A 554-nucleotide genomic window follows, 5' to 3' on the forward strand; every position below is an offset into this window, starting at 1 on the left:
TCTTAGATAACTCATCTGATTCATTCATAAATCTCAACTGGAGCAACCGAGTCGCGATAAAAGCCAGAATAACGCTGAGCCTTTCTAAGTTATCTTTGCTTTGCATTCTCAATTGCTCGACTTGAGTACCTTCACTTTTCCAGACTTTATGAAAATCTTCAATTAGCCAGCGCAGCTCATAATAACTGACGATTTTAAGTGCCTCTTCCCTGCTCGTTACTGGCTCTGAGGTCAGTAAGTGCCATGCGAGCTTATCGTTACTCTCTCCTTGTTCTATGCATCCCACGTAGTAAAGAGGAATGTTATTGAACTCTTTTTTATTCGCGGGAGATTTGAGTGTCACGGGGGCATATTTGATGTCTAGGTGAACCGTGCGAGCTTTACGGCCGCCTTTTTGCGGTATGTCGAGCACTCTTTCTCCTGCTGATTGCAGCTTGGAAGCGTAGTCATAAAGACGATTATCATGCTCTTTTATACAGCGACTTTGCATTGAGCGAACGAGGAATCGCTGTTGTTGCTCTTGCTTGTAAGTGAGGTATTCAAATAGGTCGGCT

General features: G+C 43.7%; 1 protein-coding gene. It reads right to left on the reverse strand.

The features are described 5' to 3' along the window. On the reverse strand, positions 1-554 hold a 554-nt coding region (locus tag AACQ75_RS11545), incomplete at both ends, for an IS4 family transposase (RefSeq protein ID WP_170889831.1).

This window comes from Vibrio sp. B1-2, assembly GCF_963888445.1.
In the GTDB taxonomy this organism is placed as follows: domain Bacteria; phylum Pseudomonadota; class Gammaproteobacteria; order Enterobacterales; family Vibrionaceae; genus Vibrio; species Vibrio anguillarum.